Source organism: Bradyrhizobium amphicarpaeae, from assembly GCF_002266435.3.
GTDB lineage: Bacteria > Pseudomonadota > Alphaproteobacteria > Rhizobiales > Xanthobacteraceae > Bradyrhizobium > Bradyrhizobium amphicarpaeae.
Genome location: NZ_CP029426.2, coordinates 1,735,450 through 1,751,514, shown reverse-complemented (window position 1 = coordinate 1,751,514; position 16,065 = coordinate 1,735,450). Strand labels below are relative to the sequence as shown.

Annotated in this window: 15 protein-coding genes; 5 read left to right on the top strand and 10 right to left on the bottom strand. The window is 65.3% G+C overall.

What is annotated here, in order from left to right; translation table 11 throughout:
• Positions 1-48: 48 nt before the first annotated feature.
• Positions 49-1,635 (bottom strand): gamma-glutamyltransferase, encoded by a 1,587-nt coding sequence (gene ggt / locus CIT40_RS08315; RefSeq protein ID WP_162307402.1) that lies wholly within the window; start codon positions 1,633-1,635, stop codon positions 49-51.
• A gap of 196 nt (positions 1,636-1,831) precedes the next feature.
• On the opposite strand from ggt, the gene trhO reads away from it, so the two are divergent.
• Both trhO and CIT40_RS08305 read left to right on the top strand, forming a co-directional pair.
• Positions 1,832-2,614, top strand: coding sequence for an oxygen-dependent tRNA uridine(34) hydroxylase TrhO (gene trhO / locus CIT40_RS08310; RefSeq protein ID WP_094892745.1), 783 nt, complete (start codon positions 1,832-1,834; stop codon positions 2,612-2,614).
• A complete protein-coding gene (locus CIT40_RS08305; protein ID WP_094892746.1) occupies positions 2,604-2,822 on the top strand; it encodes a SlyX family protein in 219 nt (72 codons plus the stop codon). Before trhO ends, CIT40_RS08305 begins: the two co-directional genes overlap by 11 nt.
• Before the next feature lie 6 nt (positions 2,823-2,828).
• On the opposite strand, the gene CIT40_RS08300 is transcribed toward CIT40_RS08305, so the two are convergent.
• On the bottom strand, positions 2,829-4,733 hold the full coding sequence (locus tag CIT40_RS08300) for a sensor domain-containing diguanylate cyclase (RefSeq protein ID WP_094892747.1): 1,905 nt from the start codon (positions 4,731-4,733) through the stop codon (positions 2,829-2,831).
• A gap of 172 nt (positions 4,734-4,905) precedes the next feature.
• Positions 4,906-5,121 (bottom strand): hypothetical protein, encoded by a 216-nt coding sequence (locus tag CIT40_RS08295; protein WP_162307401.1) that lies wholly within the window; start codon positions 5,119-5,121, stop codon positions 4,906-4,908.
• A 106-nt stretch (positions 5,122-5,227) separates the two neighbouring features.
• Between CIT40_RS08295 and hemE the strand changes: the two genes are divergently transcribed.
• Positions 5,228-6,262 (top strand): uroporphyrinogen decarboxylase, encoded by a 1,035-nt coding sequence (gene hemE / locus CIT40_RS08290; RefSeq protein ID WP_094892749.1) that lies wholly within the window; start codon positions 5,228-5,230, stop codon positions 6,260-6,262.
• 157 nt (positions 6,263-6,419) lie between these two features.
• On the opposite strand, the gene CIT40_RS08285 is transcribed toward hemE, so the two are convergent.
• The 4 genes from CIT40_RS08285 to CIT40_RS08270 all read right to left on the bottom strand — a co-directional run bounded on the left by CIT40_RS08285 (position 6,420) and on the right by CIT40_RS08270 (position 10,478).
• Positions 6,420-7,061, bottom strand: coding sequence for a response regulator transcription factor (locus CIT40_RS08285; protein WP_094892750.1), 642 nt, complete (start codon positions 7,059-7,061; stop codon positions 6,420-6,422).
• Positions 7,062-7,203: 142 nt separating this feature from the next.
• Positions 7,204-8,184, bottom strand: coding sequence for a hydroxymethylbilane synthase (gene hemC / locus CIT40_RS08280; protein WP_094892751.1), 981 nt, complete (start codon positions 8,182-8,184; stop codon positions 7,204-7,206).
• Between the two features lie 25 nt (positions 8,185-8,209).
• Positions 8,210-9,835 (bottom strand): GMC family oxidoreductase, encoded by a 1,626-nt coding sequence (locus CIT40_RS08275; RefSeq protein ID WP_094892752.1) that lies wholly within the window; start codon positions 9,833-9,835, stop codon positions 8,210-8,212.
• Positions 9,836-9,887: 52 nt separating this feature from the next.
• Positions 9,888-10,478: a TetR/AcrR family transcriptional regulator gene (locus tag CIT40_RS08270; RefSeq protein WP_094892753.1), complete on the bottom strand. Its 591-nt coding sequence runs from the start codon at positions 10,476-10,478 to the stop codon at positions 9,888-9,890.
• 101 nt (positions 10,479-10,579) lie between these two features.
• Here CIT40_RS08270 and CIT40_RS08265 point away from each other — a divergent pair, with 101 nt between their 5' ends.
• Entirely contained in the window at positions 10,580-10,945 is a 366-nt protein-coding gene (locus CIT40_RS08265) for a nuclear transport factor 2 family protein (protein ID WP_094892754.1), read from the top strand.
• A 204-nt stretch (positions 10,946-11,149) separates the two neighbouring features.
• Positions 11,150-13,111, top strand: a complete 1,962-nt coding sequence (locus CIT40_RS08260) for a putative bifunctional diguanylate cyclase/phosphodiesterase (protein ID WP_094892755.1) — start codon at positions 11,150-11,152, stop codon at positions 13,109-13,111.
• A gap of 63 nt (positions 13,112-13,174) precedes the next feature.
• On the opposite strand, the gene CIT40_RS08255 is transcribed toward CIT40_RS08260, so the two are convergent.
• From CIT40_RS08255 to CIT40_RS08245, 3 genes are read right to left on the bottom strand one after another with little or no spacing between them, the layout of a single operon-like run.
• Positions 13,175-14,155 carry a PDR/VanB family oxidoreductase gene (locus CIT40_RS08255; protein ID WP_094892756.1) on the bottom strand — a complete coding sequence of 327 codons (981 nt, stop codon included), beginning with the start codon at positions 14,153-14,155 and terminating at the stop codon, positions 13,175-13,177.
• A 7-nt stretch (positions 14,156-14,162) separates the two neighbouring features.
• Entirely contained in the window at positions 14,163-14,915 is a 753-nt protein-coding gene (locus CIT40_RS08250) for a GntR family transcriptional regulator (RefSeq protein WP_094892757.1), read from the bottom strand.
• A 3-nt stretch (positions 14,916-14,918) separates the two neighbouring features.
• Entirely contained in the window at positions 14,919-15,968 is a 1,050-nt protein-coding gene (locus CIT40_RS08245; protein ID WP_094892758.1) for an aromatic ring-hydroxylating dioxygenase subunit alpha, read from the bottom strand.
• Between the last annotated feature and the right edge of the window lie 97 nt (positions 15,969-16,065).

Genomic DNA, 16,065 nt, shown 5'->3' with positions numbered 1-16,065 from the left:
TGTCTAGCGCAATGCGGTGGTCGTTTCCAGCCCCGCTGGAGACCCCGCTCAATAGCCGAGCGCGCAGCCGTCCTTGCGCGGATCGGAGCCGCCGGTGAGCGTGCCCTTGTCCCAGTCGATCCAGATCGCCTGCGCGCCGCCGAGCGGGCCGACCACGCTGGTGGTCTTGTGGCCGAGCTTCTTCAACCCCTCGACGATCGCAGCCGGCACGCTGTCCTCGAGCTGATACTGGCCCTCGTAGTGCAGGCCGCGCGGCATGTCGATCGCCTCCTGCACGTCGCAGCCATAGTCGAGGATGTTGGTCACGACGCGGGTCTGGCCGACCGGCTGGTATTGTCCGCCCATCACCGCGAACGGCATCACGGAGCGGCCGCCCTTGGTGAGCAGGCTCGGCATGATCGTGTGCAGCGGCCGCTTGCCGCCGGCGATGCAGTTGGGGTGGCCCGGCTGGATGCGGAAGCCGCCGGCACGGTTCTGGAACAGGACGCCGGTCTTGTTCGAGACGATCGCCGAGCCGAAGGAATGCGCGATCGAGTTGATGAACGAGCAGACGTTGCGGTCCTTGTCCACAACGGTGATGTAGATCGTCGACGGATTCATCGGCGGTGCGACGTTCGGCAGGTCGAGCATGCCGTCCATGCGGATCTTGGCGATGTGCTCGTCGCAGAATTCCTTGGCGAGGATCTTGGCGACCTCGACCTGCATGTGGTCGGGATCGGCAACGTGCAGCTCGCGGTGCATGTAGGCGATGCGCGCGGCCTCGGCTTCGAGATGGAAACGCTCGACGCTGAGAGGGGCGTATTTCGTCAGGTCGAACCGCGACAGGATGTTCAGCATCAGCAGCATGGTGAGGCCGGGTCCGTTCGGCGGGCACTGCCAGACGTCGTAGCCCTTGTACACGGTGCCGATCGGCGTCGTCGTCTCGGTGGCGTGCGCGGCGAAATCGTCGAGCGTGTGCAGGCCGCCGATGCCCCTGAGGGTCTCGACCATGTCTTCCGCGATCGCGCCCTTGTAGAAGGCGTCGCGGCCGTCCTTGGCGATCGCACGCAGCGTCTTGCCGAGCTCAGCCTGTCGGATGACGTCGCCGGCCACCGGCGGCTTGCCGCCCGGCAACAGGTAACGCACGGTGTTGGTGCCGCCCTTCAGCTTCTCGAACTGGTTCTTCCAGTCGAAGGCGATGCGGGGGGCGACCACGTAGCCTTCCTCAGCCGCCTTGATCGCGGGTTGGAGCAGCCGGTCGAAGCCGAACTTGCCGTGGTCGCGCAAGACGGTCGCGAAGGCGTCGATCACGCCGGGGATCGAGACCGCATGCGCCGAGGTCAGCGGCACCGAGTTGATCTTGCGCTCGAGATACCAGTCGGCATTCGCCGCCTTCGGCGCGCGACCCGAGCCGTTATAGGCGATGATCTTGCCCTCGCCGCGCGGCTGGACCAGCGCGAAACAGTCGCCGCCGATGCCGGTCGATTGCGGCTCGATCACGCCGAGCAGGGCCGAGCCCGCCACCGCCGCATCCACCGCGGTGCCCCCTTCGCGCAGCACCTCGATCGCTGCGAGCGAGGCCTGCGGATGCGAGGTCGCGACCATCGCGTTGGTGGCGTGGACCGTCGACCTGCCTGGGAAATGAAAGTTTCTCATCGAATTCTTGCTCTCTTGGCCCGTGGCGCGGAAGGCGCGCCATCTCGGAAAACCGGGGTTACATGACACATTCCGGCCGCCTTCGGCAATGCTGGCATACCAGGGAAATGGCTGCCATCCGCTGGGCGTATAGACCTTTCAGGGCCGACGGCCATGCGGGTTTTCCGGGCGCCGGCCGCCTGCTAAACGAGCGGCCATGTCTGATCCGGATTCGATCATCAAGGTCGCCGCCTTCTACCAATTCGCGGCCCTCCCCGATTACCGCGGGCTGCGCGAGCCGCTACGTGCGTTCTGTGCCGGGCTTCAGCTGAAAGGCAGCGTGCTGCTGGCGCAGGAAGGCATCAACGGCACGCTCGCCGGTGCGCCGGAGGCGATCGACATCCTCGCCCATGAGCTGGCGCACGGCGACATGTTCGGTGGCAGGCTGAACAATCTCGAATTGAAATTCTCGGCCGCCGAAGCGATGCCGTTCGGGCGGCTGAAGGTGCGGCTGAAGAAGGAGATCGTCACGCTCGGCGATACGACTGCCGATCCGACCAGCCAGGTCGGCACCTATGTCGATGCGAGCGACTGGAACGCGCTGATCTCAGCGCCCGACATATTGCTGCTCGACACCCGCAACGCCTTCGAGGTGGCGATGGGAACGTTCGAAGGCGCCATCGATCCCGGCATCAGGAGCTTTGGCCAGTTCAAGGATTTTGCCGCAGTCGGGCTCGATCCCGCCAAGCACCGCAGGATCGCGATGTTCTGTACCGGCGGCATCCGCTGCGAGAAGGCGAGCTCCCATCTGCTCGCGCGCGGCTTTGCCGAGGTCTATCACCTCAAGGGCGGCATTCTCAAATACCTGGAACAGGTGCCGGAGGCGCAGAGCCGCTGGCGCGGCGAGTGCTTCGTGTTCGACGAGCGCGTCGCGCTCGGCCACGATTTGCGCGAACGCAGCTTGCTCGAACAGGATATGGGACACGGCCGTGACGAATGAGATCAGGACGCTCGCCGAGCGAATCGACACGCTGGAAACACGCCTCGCCTATCAGGACGACACGATCGAGACGTTGAACCAGACCATCACCGCGCAGTGGAAGCAGATCGACCTGCTGACGCGGAAGATCACAGAGCTCGGCGAGCGGCTGCAGGACGCCGAGGCCAATGCGCCCGGGCCAGCCAACGAGCGCCCGCCGCATTATTGAGCCGTCCTACTGGCCGGATGCCCTGGGCAGCAGGTTCATGAGCTCGCCGGACATCATCAGCCGGTCGCGGCCTGCGTCCTTGGCGGCATAGAGCGCCCGGTCGGCAGCTTCGACGAGCGAGGACACGCCCGCCGTACGCTCCAGCGCCGGCCGGCAGGTCGCACCGCCGACCGAGGCGGTGACGCACCCGGACTCCGGATTGGTGGCATGGACGAGGCCGGCTTCATGGATGGCGCTGCGGATCCGCTCGCCGACCAGGGTGCAGCCGGCGGCGTCGGTGTTCGGCAGCAGCATGGCGAATTCCTCGCCGCCATAGCGCGCTGCCAGATCCCCGGTGCGCTGCGTCTCGGCCGCGATGATCTTTGCGACCAGACGCAGGCAGGCATCGCCTGCGGGATGGCCGTATTCGTCGTTATAGGCCTTGAAGTGATCCACATCGATCATCAGCAGAGCAAGGCTGGAGCGGTCGCGATAGGCGCGCGCCCATTCCTCTTTCAGCCGCTCGTCGAAACGGCGGCGATTGGCAAGGCCGGTGAGGCTGTCTTCGATCGCAAGCGTCTCGAGCCTGGTTTCCAGCTTCTTCTGCTCGGTGATGTCGCGTGTGATCGCGACCACGCCGTCGACACGGCCGTTGTCCTTGCGCGTCACCCGCATGGTCGATTCAAGCCAGACCTCGCCGTTTTGCCGGTGCGAGTGGCGATAGGTGAACCGCGCCTCCTCCCGGTCGCCACGCTTCATGGCATCGATGGTCGCCTGGACCTCCGGCAGATCCTCCGGATTGATACCCGCAAGCGCGGGTGTGCCGATCAGTTGGTTTGCGCGCCAGCCGACGACGCGCACGGACGAGGGCGAGACGTAACGCAAGCGGTCGTCGAGCGCGATGCTTGTCACCATATCGCTGGAGCCTTCCGCGAGCAGGCGGAAATGCGCCTCCTTCTCCACCAGCGCCGCGGCCATGCGCTGGCCGCGCTGCAGCTGCCGCACCAGCACGGCGCCGATGACCGCAATCAGCATCACCAACGCGAAGACGTAGAGCATGCGGGAGATTGCCGCGGCTCGCCAGGGTGCGAGCAATTCCTCCTCGTCAAGCGTGGCCAGCAAGACCAGCGGATAGCGGCTGCTGCGCTTGAAGAAGCTGAGACGTTCGGCACCGTCGAGAGGCGATTTGAAATGGTAGACGCCGCTCGGCCGTTGCAGGCTGGCGTCGCGGAATAGCGCGGTGTCGGCGACGCTGCGGCCGACGAACTTGTCGTTGCTGGGATTGCGCGCGATGATCAATCCGTCGCCGTGCACCAGCGTCGCGGAGTTGTTGCGGCCGATCTCGAATTGCTCGTAAAAGTGCGCGAGATAATTGGAGCTGATGGTCGCGAGCACCACGCCGCCAAAGCTGCCGTCCGGCTTGTCGAAGCGGCGCGACAGGGTGACCACCCATTCACCTTCGAGCAGGCTCTTCACGGGACGGCCGACATAGGCCTCCCGTTTCGGGGACAGCTGATGATAACGGAAGAACGCGTCGTCGCTGAGCGTCGAGCCGACCGTGCCGGGCGAGGTCAGCCAATTGCCCCGGTCGTCGATGACGGCGATGCCATGGATGCGCGGGACGGCCTTCCGGCGCACCTCCAGGACGTTGCCGAGCTTGGCAATGGTCGCAGGGCCGGTGCCGTCCATCTCCAGCCGGCTGACGACGCCGACGACGCCGGAATCCAGTAGATCGAAACTGTCCTCGGCATGTTGGGTCAGCGAACGGGCGACGTTCGCCATCTCGGTCTCGGCACCCCTGAGCACCGCGTCGCGGGCGGCCCATTCGCGCCAGCCGCTGACGCCGAGGATGGTTGCGCAGGTCAGCACGACGAACGCCGCCGCGCGCAACGGCAGACGGCTCCCTCCAGCTCGTTGGGCAGTAGCGCTCATGCGGCAGAATTCTCCGATGTTCCGGAAACTCTGCCGCTTCTGTTATTGAACCCTGAAACAACCGCTGGAATGCGCCGCGATATCCCGGTTTTCCGTAGTCCTACGGACGCAAGGATCAGCGCATCGCTAACAGGACATTAGCAAACCGATCGGAATCCGGCCTCGCTCTCCGCTAGCTGAAGATGGCCTTAACCTTGTCCCAGAGCGAGGGATTGTCGGCATCCGCATCCGCCTTCGAGGGCGTCGGCTGGGCGGCGCTGACGGGATCGGACGCCGGGAAGCTATCCTTCAGCCCGGCTTCGAGCTTGCTGTGGCGGTCGGCAGCGAGCGCTTCGTGCAGATCGTCGGCGTGCTTGTCGTGCGGCGCGGGATTGAACGTCTCAGCCATGGTGTCCTCCATCGGCAGGTCAACGCGGCCCGATAGCGCTGGTTCCCCTGTTCCGCTGAGGGCCGTAGCGGTGTATCAGGAGCCTTACCCTTGCTCAGGACCATTCGTGCCCCAATCTGCGACGAAACCTTTCATCGACGTGCTCTCCGGCCAGCGCCAGAGCATCCCGCCCATGTGGATGATGCGGCAGGCCGGCCGCTATCTGCCGGAATATCGCGAGGTCCGCGCCAAGGCCGGCGGCTTCCTCGACCTCTGCTTCAACCCGGAGCTTGCCGCCGAGGTAACGCTGCAACCGATCCGCAGGTTCGGCTTCGATGCCGCGATCATCTTCTCGGACATCCTGGTGATCCCCCATGCGCTCGGTCGCTCGGTGCGGTTCGAGGTCGGCGAGGGCCCGCGGCTGGATCCGCTGGATGACCCCGCCAAGGTGGCAACGCTCGCCGCGCGCGCCGACTTCGTCAAGCTCAAGCCGGTGTTCGAAGCGCTCAAGCTCGTGCGCGCCGCGCTCGATCCAAAGACGGCGCTGATCGGCTTCTGCGGCGCACCGTGGACGGTTGCGACCTACATGGTCGCGGGCCAGGGCACGCCGGACCAGGCGCCGGCCCGGATGATGGCCTACCGGCATCCGGAGGCGTTCTCGAAAATCGTCGACGTGCTGGTGGAGAGCTCGATCCAATATTTGCTGCTGCAGCTCGAAGCGGGCGCCAATGCCCTGCAGATCTTCGACACCTGGGCGGGCGTGCTGCCGCCGGCCGAGTTCGCGCGCTGGTCGGTCGAGCCGACCCGGCGCATCGTGGAGGGCGTGCGGGCCAAGGTGCCGGATGCGAAAATCATCGGCTTCCCCCGCGGCGCCGGTGCGCAATTGCCGGCCTATGTCGAGGCGACCGGCGTCAATGCGGTCAGCATCGACTGGACTGCGGAGCCGGGCTTCATTCGCGAGCGCGTGCAAAGCAAGGTGGCCGTGCAGGGCAATCTCGATCCGCTGGTGCTGATCACGGGCGGCGCCGCGCTCGACCGCGCGGTGGACGACGTGCTGGCGAATTTTGCGCAAGGGCGCTTCATCTTCAATCTCGGCCACGGCATCCAGCCGGAGACGCCGATCGTCCATGTCGAGCAGATGATCAGGCGCGTAAGGGGCTAGTTCGCCCGCCCCAACGGAGCCGAAAGCAAAAACGCGAAAACAACCCCATGCACAGTAGACAAGTCATTGAAAACGCTGGGCCGACATGACCCCTGCTCAGACGCAGGTTTGACACGTCGGGCAAAACGGGATCACGCCGGCATAACCACCTGCGTCGTCAGTGAACGGTGCGGCGTCCAAAGGCGGCGGGCAGGTCCTTCAAGGCCTGTGGCCCTTTGAAGGCCATGATCGAAAGCTGCGCGGTCGTCTTGACGCCGGCCTTCTGCAAGATCCGGGCGCGGTGATCCTCGATCGTTCGGGGGCTGATGCCAAGCTTCCGCGCAATCACCTTGCTCGATGAACCCGCGATCAGATGATCCAGAACCTCGCATTCGCGCCTGGTGAGTCCTCGCGATTGCTTGAAATGGTCCAATGGATTGGCTGAATGCGCAGGCTGGCCGGCACCGGCCGACTCGATCCGCGCAACCAGGTCTGCCGGACTGAATGGTTTCTCGACGAAATCCGCCGCTCCGATCCGAAGCGCGCGCACGGCGGTTGGGATATCGCCCTGCCCCGACACCATGAGTATCGGCGCCGGACAGGTTCGATCGGTCAATTGTCCAAGAACGTCCAGTCCCGATATTCCCGGCAGGCACAGATCGAGAAGAATGCAGGCTGGCGAGGCATGGCGGGATTTCGCAACCAGCGCTTCGCCATCGGCGAAGAAAACCGGCTGATAGCCCGCTTTCTCGAGAACGACCCTCAGCATCGCGCGCGTCGTCAGATCGTCTTCGAGAATGAATATCTCGTTCTCAGCCATCGTCGTCGCCTTTTCCGTTCAGACCGCGACTGCTATGCGCCGGGCGCCGCGGCAGGAAAAGCGAAAGTCACCAGGACGGTTCGCGACCAAATAACGACAAGTTTGCGTAAAATTGCGTCGGATTAGGCCGGAATTAACGCATTCAGCGCGGCCTGCTGCGCTCGATGATCCCGGCGGCGCCCTTCGCCAACAGATCCAGACCCACGGCACGGCCTAGCTCGCGCGGGCGGTCGGCGGGGCCTGCGCGCGAGACCTCGATGATGGTGTTGCCTGAGAGATCGAGCACGGACGCCGTCAGCGACATCTGATCGCCCGCGATGGTCGAGAAGCCCGCCACCGGCGAATTGCAGTGGCCGTTCAGCACCCACAACACCTCGCGCTCGGCATCCGCAGAGGCATGCGCGGCGGAATCGTCGATCGACGACAGGATCTGCCGCGTTTGCCAGTCTTGCGCCGCGCATTCGACGGCGACGATGCCCTGCCCCGCCGCCGGCAACATCTCCGCTGCCGTGAATTCATACGCGATGCGGCCGGCGAGGCCGACGCGATCGAGGCCCGAACGTGCCATGATCAGCGCATCGGCCGGCCCCACCGTGCCGCCATCCGGCAGGCGCTGCTTCTCGCCATTGTCGAGCTTTCGCACGCGCGTGTCGGCGGCGCCGCGGAAATGGATCACCTCCACGTCCGGAAACAAGCGCCGTGCATAGGCGGCGCGGCGGACGGCATTGGTGCCGATCTTGAAACCCTTGCCGCGCGACTGACGCAACGCCTCAAGCGTCACGCCGTCGCGCAGCACCAGTGCGTCGTTGGGCGGATCGCGCGACAGCGTTGCGCCGATGACGAGGCCCGGCGTGTCCTCGTTGCCCGGCATGTCCTTCAGCGAATGCATCGCCGCCTGCAACTCGCCTGACAGCACGGCAGCGCGGATCTGCGCCACGAAGGCGCCGCCCTTGCCGCCATGCGGCAGCAGCTTGCTAGTCTGGTCGAGATCGCCCGTGGTGTCGAACTTGACGATCTCGACGTCGAGGCCGGGCACCGCAGCGGTCAGGCGGCGCGCGATCTCTTCCGTCTGTGCCAGCGCCATCGCGCTCTTGCGGGTGCCGATCTTCAGTCGCGTAGCCAAACCGTCTGCTCCTTCTCGCGCGGGTTTACCGCGCATCCTCCAATATCATGTCGGAGGCCTTTTCGGCGATCATGATGATCGGCGCGTTGGTGTTCCCCGATACGAGGTCCGGCATCACCGAGCCGTCGACGATTCGAAGGCCTTCGAGCCCCCGTACCTTCAGCCGCTGGTCGACCACCGCGAGCGCATCATTGCCCATACGACAGGTCGAGGTCGGATGGTAGATGGTGCTGCCGCGCTCGCGGCAATAATCCAGCAATTCGGCGTCCGTAGATACCTTCGCCCCGGGATCGTACTCATTGATCACGAACGGCTTCAGCGCCGGCGCATTCAATATCTTGCGCAGGATCTTCAGGCCCTCGACGTTGGTGCTGCGGTCGGTCTCGGTCGACATGTAGTTGATGCGGATTTCCGGCGGCACCGTCGGATCGGCGCTCCGGATGCGCAAGGTCCCGCGGCTTTCGGGACGGAGCTGGCACACCGAGGCGGTGAAGCCGGAGAAATCATGCAGCTTCTCGCCCATCTTGTCGGTCGAGAACGGCAGGAAGTGCACCTGGATGTCGGGCGAGGCCAGCCGCGGGCTGGTCTTGAAGAACGCGCCTGCCGTGCCGGCCGCAATCGTCAGCCAACCCTTGCGGAACAGCGCATAGCGCGCGCCAGCCATGGTGCGGCGGAGCGGATGATTGACGGTGTCGTTGAGCGTGATCTTCTGCGAGCAGCGCATCACGATGCGGACCTGCATGTGATCCTGGAGGTCGTGACCGACGCCCGGCGCGTCCAGCACGACGTCGATGCCATGCTTGCGCAAGAGGTCGCCGGGGCCGACGCCGGAGAGCTGCAGCAGCTGCGGCGAGTTGTAGGCGCCGCTCGACAGCACGATCTCCCTGCGCGCGCGGGCGCGGCGCACGTTGGCGCCCTGGCGATATTCGACGCCGACGGCGCGGCGGCCCTCGAACAGCACGCGCTGGCCGAGCGCGGACGTCTCGACCTTGAGATTGCCGCGGCCCTTGGCCGGGCCGAGATAGGCCACCGAGGTCGAGGCACGACGGCCGTTGCGCGTCGTGGTCTGGAACAGGCCGACACCTTCCTGCGTGGCGCCGTTGAAATCGGGGTTGTAGGGCAGACCGGTTTCGACCGCAGCGTCGATGAACGCCTTTGACAGCGGGTCGGTCACGACCATGTTGGACACCGGCAAAGGACCGCCGCTGCCATGATATTGGTCGGCGCCGCGCGATTGGTTCTCGGCCTTCTTGAAATAGGGCAGCACGTCGTCATAGCCCCAGCCGGTGTTGCCGAGCTGGCGCCAGCGATCATAATCCTCGTGCTGGCCACGGACATAGAGCAGGCCGTTGATCGAGCTCGAGCCGCCCAGCGTCTTGCCGCGCGGCTGAAACACCTGGCGCCCCTTCAGCTCGGGCTCCGGCTCGGTCTGGTACATCCAGTTGACGGTCTTCTCCTTGAACAGCTTGCCATAGCCGAGCGGCACGTGGATCCAGATGTTGGAATCCTTGGGTCCCGCCTCGAGCAGCAGCACGCTGTGCTTGCCGTTCGCCGAGAGCCTGTTGGCGAGCACGCAGCCGGCCGAGCCGGCGCCGACGATGATGTAATCGAATTCGGGATCCGACGGCGCGAGGGAGGAAGTTGCGTTCATGCGTGACTGTTCTTCTTGTTGGTGTGGGCGTTTCCGCTCCGTCACTAGCACGTCATGGCCTTACGCGCAGCGCCTCGACCAGCGACTTGAACGCACGGGCATATTCCGCGCCGGCCCTTGCGGTATCAGCGCGTCCGGCGCAGGCGACCGCGGCCTCCGTCACCGCGCCGAGCAGCAGGCGGGCGAGCGGCTCGACCGGCTGCCTTGCGATCAGGCCGGCCTCCATCGCCACCGAAAGCGCGCGCGGCAGCTTGCCGCCGAAGTGCTGCGCGTCGATCTCGCGCCAGCGCTCCCAGCCGAGCACGGCCGGGCCGTCGCGCAGGATGATCTGGCCGGTCGGCCCCTTCGCGGTCGCCGCGAAATAGTGCTGCGTGCCGGCGACCATCGCGGCGAGGACGTCCTTCTCAGCGCGCGCCGTGCCGTCGATCTCGACGACGAGGTCGCGCGAGGCCTGGTCGAACACGGCTTCGAACACCGCTTCCTTGGTCTTGAAGTGATGATAGACCGCGCCCTTGGCGACGTGGGCTGCTTCCGCGATCGCGTCCATCGTGGTGACGGCAAAGCCCTGCGTCCCGAACAGGCGGCGTGCCGCCGTCAGGATCGCTTCGGTCGTCGCTGCGCGCCGCTCCGCCTGCTTCACCATGTTGTCTCGTCTAGTCGAATTCTTCCCAGCCGGCCAGTTGACTTTTCGACTACCGGTCGGTATTTACCGACTAACAGTCTGTTTTTATCATGGGGTGCGTCATGCCGAGCCGTGAGATCGTCGAAGCCTTTGCGCAGCGGCTGGAAAACGGGGACTTTGTCGGCGCGATCCTCGACTACTACACTCCGGACGCCGCCACCCATGAAAACCAGGCCGAGCCTTTGGTCGGGCGCGACAAGCTCGCGGCCAAGGAGCGCGGCGTGCTCGCAGCCTTCAAGGAAGTCAAGGCGGTGCGGATCGGGCCGAGCTTGATCGAAGGCGACAACGTCGCGACGCGTTGGCGGTTCAGCTTCACCAATGCCGAAGGCCTCACGCGGACACTGGAAGAGATTGCTTGGCAGACATGGCGTGGCGATCAGCTCGTCGAGGAGCGGTTCTATTACGATCCGAAACAGTTGGGGCGCTGAGTTCGTTTCAACTGCGGTTGCACGGGAAAAAGCGGCAAGCGACCAAAGCGCCTTCGTATCGATTTGTTATCGATACCAGGTCACGAACACACAGAAGTGGTCGCGGCGATGCCGACCGGGTGAGATAATTCATAGTTCGTCAAAGTTTTGCAGCGAATTCTCGCTTCCGCGCCGGACGGACGGCCCAAGCTGCTAGGCTCTGGAATGCGGACTCAAACGACCAGCTATGTCGCGCGGCTGTTCGCGGGTGATTTGTCGGCCTTTGGCGGTCCCACAACCGACGAGGGCGTAGCAGGCCATATCCGCGCCGAACAGATGTCGCTGGTGCTCGGCTATTCGGTCGGCATCATGCTGGCCAATGCCTGCAACGCCATCGTCCTCGCCATCGCGCTTTGGCAGACGCCGGACAGGATCATTGCGTTGATCTGGGCAGGCGTCGTCGCGAGCGGCGCGATCATGTTCGGTCTGCAGTCACGCGCGGCGCGCCGCATCACCAAGCCGCAATTCGTCTCGCGCCGCGCCATGCACCGGCTGGTGCGCAACGCCTTCGTCCTCGGCTCCGCCTGGGGCATCGTCCCCGCCGCCTTCTTCACCGATGCTTCGACCGGCGGCCAACTCGTCATCACCTGCCTGTGCTCGGGCATGCTGGCCGGCGGCGCGCTCGCCTTCGCCACCATTCCAATCGCAGCCATCGCCTTCACGGCCCCGATCTTCGTCGGGATCGCCATCTGCCTCGGCAGGAACGGCGATCTGGCCTTTGCCCTGATCGCCTTCCTCGTCGTGGTCTACGGCAGCGTGCTGATCCGCGGCGTGTTCGTCAATTCGTTCTCGTTCACCCGGCGTGTGATGCGGCAGATCGAGGCGGAGCGCACGGTACGGCTGGACCCGCTGACCCACCTGCCCAACCGCGTCGCCTTCAACGAGACGCTCGAGGCCGCGCTGAAGCGACTGGCGCTGTCCGGCGAGGAATTTGCGGTGCTGCTGCTCGATCTCGACCGTTTCAAGGAGGTCAACGACAAGTTCGGCCATCCCGCCGGCGACGAATTCCTGGTGGAGGTCGCCAACCGCCTGCGACGCTGCACCCGCGCTGCCGAGCACGTCGCGCGCGTCGGCGGCGACGAGTTCGCGCTGGTGATGGCCAATCTGGCGCGTCCCGAGGATGCACTCGATGTCGCCGAACGCTTCGTCGCGGCCTTCATCGAACCGTTCCGAATCGAGGGCCGCCAGATCGTCGGCGCGACCAGCGTCGGCATCGTGCTGGCGCCGCGCGACGGCACCACGCCGCTCGACGTCATGAAGAACGTCGATGCCGCGCTCTACCGCGCCAAGAAAGCCGGACCCGGCACGGTCCGCTTCTTCGAGGAAGCCGACGACAGGGTGTCACGCGATCGCAAGGCGCTGCAATCCGACCTCGCGGGCGCGATCGCGCGAGACGAACTCTTCCTCGTATTCCAGCCGTTCCTCGACCTCGACGAAAACCGGATCACAGGTTTCGAGGCGCTGCTGCGCTGGCAACATCCCGAGCGCGGATTGGTGTCGCCGAGCGAATTCATTCCGATCGCGGAAGAGACCGGGCTGATCCACGAGATCGGCGAATGGGTCATCCGCCGCGCCTGCGCAACGGTCGCCCAATGGCCCGACGAGATCAGGGTTGCCGTGAACTTCTCCGCGGCGCAATTTCACAATTCCGGCATCCTCCAGATCATCGTGCAGGCGCTCAGCGAAGCGAAGCTCGCCCCGCACCGGCTCGAGATCGAGATCACGGAATCGATGCTGCTGTCGAAATACGGCTCGGCCGAGCCGGTCCTGAACGCGCTTCTAGAGCTCGGCGTCACCGTGGCGCTGGACGATTTCGGGACGGGCTTCTCTTCCCTGACCTACCTGCGCAAGCTGCCGTTCAGCCGCATCAAGATCGACCAATCCTTCATCCGCGACATGCTGGTGCAGCCCGACTGTGCCGCCATCGTCAAGTCGGTGATCTCGCTCGCGCGCGACCTGCGCATCGCTGTCGTCGCCGAAGGCGTCGAGACCGCCGGCCAGCTCGACTATCTCAGGCAGATCAGTTGCGACGAGGTGCAGGGCTATCTGATCAGCCGTCCGGTCTCGGCCGATGGCGTGCTGGCACTGCTGGAGACGAAGAAGCTCCGGAGGACGTTCGCGGCGTAGGTTTTTCGTGCGGCCCCCCTTCGCGGTTCGTAGCCCGGAAACGTGCTCGATCCGGAGGTCGCCTCAGACCGCGTCCGCCCGCAGCAGCGTATCCACGGTGATCGTCCCCCGCGCGCGGGAGACGCAAGCACAGATCTTCTGGTTGCTCTCTTTCTGATGATCGCTGAAGAAGACATCGCGATGGTCGATCTCGCCGTCGACCTCGACCACGTCGATGGCGCAGAGGCCGCATTCGCCGCGCTTGCAGTCATACATCACGTCGTGGCCGCTGGCATTGAGCACATCCAGCATCGAGCGTTCGCGTGGCACCTCGAGCTCGACATTCGAGCCCTTCAGGCGCAGGCGAAACGGCTCGGTCGGGAGCGTACCGCTGGAGCCGAAGGTCTCGTAGCGGAGATCGGGTAGCGGATGGCCCGCGCCGATCCAGGCGTGGCGCGCGGCATCGAGCATGCGCATCGGACCGCAGAACAACGCGAGCGTGCCTTTGGGGATTGACGCGCACACCGCGTCGAGATCGAGCCGCTTGCCTTCATCGCCGGCATGAACGACCAGGCGATCGCCGAGCAGCGTGGCGAGATCGTCGAGATAGGCGGCCTCGGCGCGCGAGCGCACCGCATAGTGAAGCGTGACATCCACCCCGCGCCGCGCCAGCGCCTGCGCGGCGCCGAGGATCGGCGTGATGCCGATGCCGCCGGCGATCAAACAATAACTTTCGCGGGACCAGTCCACCGCGAGCAGCGAGGCCGGCTGCGTGATGTCGAGCCGCGCGCCAGGCGCGAGCTGCCACATGTAGCGCGAGCCGCCGCGCGAATCCTCGGCGCGGCGCACCGCGATCTTGAAGCCAGCCGAAATGGCTTCGCCAACCAGCGAATAGGACCGCGTCTCCGGCAGGCCGTCGATGGTCACGCTGACATTGATGTGGCTGCCGACCGGATAGGCGGTGGCGTCGAACTGATCGGGCCGGATCAGGAATTCGCGGATGCCGGGAGCAAGATCGCGCGTCGAGACGAGCGTTGCCGGAATCCAGGTTTCGATGAAGCGCATGGCGTCCTCAATCGGTTGCGGTCTTGATCAGCGCGAGCGCCGGCAAGAGGTCGAGATGGGTGCGGTTGCGCAGCGCCAGCCGCAAATTGCGGACCGCGAGCCGCGCGTGCTCGCGCATGATGGCTTCGGCGCGCGCGCCTTCACGGTTCTCGATCGCGTCGATCACGACACGGTGGTGCTCCTGGCCGATGATCAGGATCTGCTGCGCCTCGGGCAGCGCGGATTGCGCCATCACGAAGCCGCTCGGGGATGCGAACGGCAGCGCCGAGGCGCGATCGATCTGGCGGATCAGCGGCGGGCTGCGCGACAATTCCGTGAGCAGGGCGTGGAAGCGCGCGTTCAGCGCGACATAGGACGAGAACGCTTCGATCGAGATCGGCACCTGCCGCAACAATTCGTCGATCGCCGCCAGGCACTCCTTCAGCGGCTCCAGCTCGCGCGCGGAGACGCCGCGCTCGGCCGCGAAGCGTGCAGCGAGCCCTTCGAGCGTGCCGCGCAGCTCGATGGAATCCGAGATGTCTCGCTCCGAGAACGCTTTCACCATGAAGCCACCGGAGGGAATCGCCTCCAGCAGGCCCTCCTCCTCCAGCCGCACCAGCGCCATGCGCACCGGGGTGCGCGAGGCCCCGGTGGTTTCCACCGCCTGGAGCTCGGAGATGCGCTCGCCCGGCCGAAGTGCGCCGGACAGGATCTGGTCGCGCAGCGCAAGCTGCGCCTTCACGGTCTGCGAGACGGAGCGGTCGACCTCACGTTCGGCCATGGTCTACTCCGCCGCCTGGAGGCGCTGCGGCGCGGTTTCCTTCGCCACCATCCTGTCGATCAGCTTGCGCGACCACATCGCACCGGCGTCGATATTGAGGTTGTAGAAGATGCGATCCGGGTTCTCGTCCATGGCGCGCTGCTGCGCTTCGAGGATCAATTCGTCCTCGCGGAAGATGCCGGAGACGCCTTCGCGGATCTCGGAGGTGATGCGCTGCTCGCCGAGCTGGTAGTTGCGCACGAAGGCCCAGAAATAGTGGCAGGTCTTCTCGGTCTCGGGCGTGATGGTGTTGAGCACGAAGCCGTTGACGCCCTGCGAACGGTCGCCTTCCGGCGCGCCGGTGCCCGTTGGCGCCACGCCGACGTCGATGGCGATGGTGCACGGGGCTTCGAAGCGGATGATCTGCCAGCGATCGACGGGGCCGGTCCTGCCGAGTTGCCTGGCCCAGAACGGCGGCGGCTCGATGTTCCGCATCCAGCGCGTCACCGTCACCGTCTTCTCGCCATGGGTGACGTCGAACGGCGCTTCGGCGACCGCCTCGTTTCCGATGGAGGAGCCGTGCACGAAGGTCTCATGGGTGAGGTCCATGAGATTGTCGAGCACGAGGCGGTAGTCGCATTTGACATGGATGGTCTTGCCGTCGCCGGCCCAGGCGGGATCGTGGTTCCAGTGCATGTCGGGGACGAGCGCGGGATCGGCCAGCGCGGGATCGCCCATCCAGAGCCAGATGTAGCGGTGGCGCTCGACCACGGGATAGGCGCGCACGCAGGCCGACGGGTTGATGGTCTCCTGCGAGGGCATGAAGGTGCAGCGGCCCTGCGCGTTGTATTTGAGGCCGTGATAGCCGCAGACGACGGTGTCGCCTTCGAGCCGGCCCTTGGACAGCGGCACCAGGCGGTGCCAGCAGGCGTCCTCGAGCGCGGCGACCGAGCCATCGGCCTTGCGGTACATCACGACATGCTTGCCGCAGATCGTTCGCGGCAGCAGCGCAGCTTTCACGTCCGCGTCCCAGGCCGCGGCGTACCAGGCGTTCATGGGAAAGGGCTTTGTCATCGGTCTCACTCCCACGTGTTTTGTATGCGTTATGTATACAATAAAGCGGGTTGCCAAGAGTTTCAAGCACTCGAAATGCTTACTATAATACCTCTTA